The 2444-nt window shown below is 53.9% G+C and carries 2 rRNA genes; both read right to left on the bottom strand.

Annotated features, from left to right (window positions below):
* Window positions 1-92: 92 nt before the first annotated feature.
* Window positions 93-207: ribosomal RNA gene (gene rrf / locus C6558_RS38640) — 5S ribosomal RNA — on the bottom strand.
* A 122-nt stretch (window positions 208-329) separates the two neighbouring features.
* Window positions 330-2444 (bottom strand): 23S ribosomal RNA (locus C6558_RS38635); the annotation flags it as partial.

Raw genomic sequence — 2444 nt, 5'->3', positions numbered from 1 at the left:
GAGAAGATTTTCGGTTTGTTTTCGCCGCTGCCTTGTCCTTCTCGGCTATGCCTCGAAGGGGAGCGGCGGTTTTTTTATCTTGCGTTTTGCAGACCTGGCAGCGACCTACTCTCCCGCGTCTTAAGACGAAGTACCATCGGCGCTGGGGCGTTTCACGGCCGTGTTCGGAATGGGAACGGGTGCAGCCACCCCGCCAGAACCACCAGGTCGGCAAAGCGCAAGATTTGCCCTTAGCTGGGGCAAACCGAATGAGAAGCTGGTGAGGAGGATAAACCGCCTCGTTTTGTTTTGAACACGTCGCTCATCAATGATGAGCATGAGCAATGGGAACGATCAAGCCAATCGAACGATTAGTACTGGTAAGCTTCATGCGTTGCCGCACTTCCACACCCAGCCTATCAACGTGGTAGTCTTCCACGGTTCTCAAGGGAATACTCGTTTTCAGGTTGGTTTCCCGCTTAGATGCCTTCAGCGGTTATCCATTCCATATATAGCTACCCTGCTATGCCCTTGGCAGGACAACAGGTCCACCAGAGATATGTCCATCCCGGTCCTCTCGTACTAGGGACAGATCCTGTCAATATTCCTACACCCACGGCAGATAGGGACCGAACTGTCTCACGACGTTCTGAACCCAGCTCACGTACCGCTTTAATTGGCGAACAGCCAAACCCTTGGGACCTGCTCCAGCCCCAGGATGCGATGAGCCGACATCGAGGTGCCAAACAACCCCGTCGATATGGACTCTTGGGGGTCATCAGCCTGTTATCCCCGGCGTACCTTTTATCCGTTGAGCGATGGCCCTTCCACGCGGGACCACCGGATCACTATGACCGACTTTCGTCTCTGCTCGACTTGTCAGTCTCGCAGTCAGGCGGGCTTATGCCATTGCACTCGACGACCGATTTCCGACCGGTCTGAGCCCACCATCGCGCGCCTCCGTTACTCTTTCGGAGGCGACCGCCCCAGTCAAACTACCCACCATACACTGTCCCGGATCCGGATAACGGACCGCGGTTAGACATCCATGACGATAAGGGTGGTATTTCAAGGATGGCTCCACAAGAACTGGCGTCCCTGCTTCAAAGCCTACCACCTATCCTACACATGCCGACACGAATGCCAGTGTAAAGCTATAGTAAAGGTGCACGGGGTCTTTCCGTCTGACCGCAGGAACCCCGCATCTTCACGGGGAATTCAATTTCACTGAGTCTATGCTGGAGACAGCGGGGAAGTCGTTACGCCATTCGTGCAGGTCGGAACTTACCCGACAAGGAATTTCGCTACCTTAGGACCGTTATAGTTACGGCCGCCGTTTACTGGGGCTTCGATTCAGAGCTTGCACCCCTCCTCTTAACCTTCCAGCACCGGGCAGGCGTCAGACCCTATACGTCGTCTTGCGACTTCGCAGAGCCCTGTGTTTTTGATAAACAGTCGCTACCCCCTGGTCTGTGCCACCCTTTCTGACTTGCGTCAAAAAGGGTCACGCTTCTTCCGAAGTTACGCGTGCAATTTGCCGAGTTCCTTCAGCATAGTTCTCTCAAGCGCCTTGGTATACTCTACCTGACCACCTGTGTCGGTTTCGGGTACGGTCTATACGGTGGAGCTATTTCCTGGAACCGCGTCCCTGCACACCCAATCCAATAAGAGCGTACAAGTTAAGCAATCCGTCACTACCACCAGGCCCACGAATATTAACGTGGTTCCCATCGACTACGCGTGTCCGCCTCGTCTTAGGGGCCGGCTAACCCTGCTCAGATTAACTTTAAGCAGGAACCCTTGGTCTTTCGGCGAGAGGGTCTCTCACCCTCTTTATCGTTACTCATGTCAACATTCGCACTTCCGATACCTCCAGGACCCCTCACAGGTATCCCTTCACAGGCTTACGGAACGCTCCGCTACCACACGTCTTGCGACGTATCCTCAGCTTCGGTGCATGGCTTTAGCCCCGTTACATTTTCGGCGCAAAGACCCTTAATTAGACCAGTGAGCTGTTACGCTTTCTTTAAATGATGGCTGCTTCTAAGCCAACATCCTGGTTGTTTTGGGATCCTCACATCCTTTCCCACTTAGCCATGACTTGGGGACCTTAGCTGGAGGTCAGGGTTGTTGCCCTCTTCACGACGGACGTTAGCACCCGCCGTGTGTCTGCCGACTAGTACTCCTCGGTATTCGGAGTTTGGTTAGGATCAGTAAGACGGTGAGTCCCCATAGCCCATCCAGTGCTCTACCCCCGAGGGTATTCGGTCGACGCACTACCTAAATAGTTTTCGCGGAGAACCAGCTATTTCCGAGTTTGATTGGCCTTTCACCCCTAGCCACAAGTCATCCCAATCTATTGCAACAGATGCGGGTTCGGTCCTCCAGTTGGTGTTACCCAACCTTCAACCTGCTCATGGCTAGATCACTCGGTTTCGGGTCTAATGCGACGAACTGAACGCCCT

It is taken from the genome of Ensifer sp. NM-2 (assembly GCF_003024455.1).
Lineage (GTDB): Bacteria > Pseudomonadota > Alphaproteobacteria > Rhizobiales > Rhizobiaceae > Ensifer > Ensifer canadensis.
Note: the sequence above shows the minus strand (reverse complement) of the source record. Positions and strands in the feature narration are given on the sequence as shown.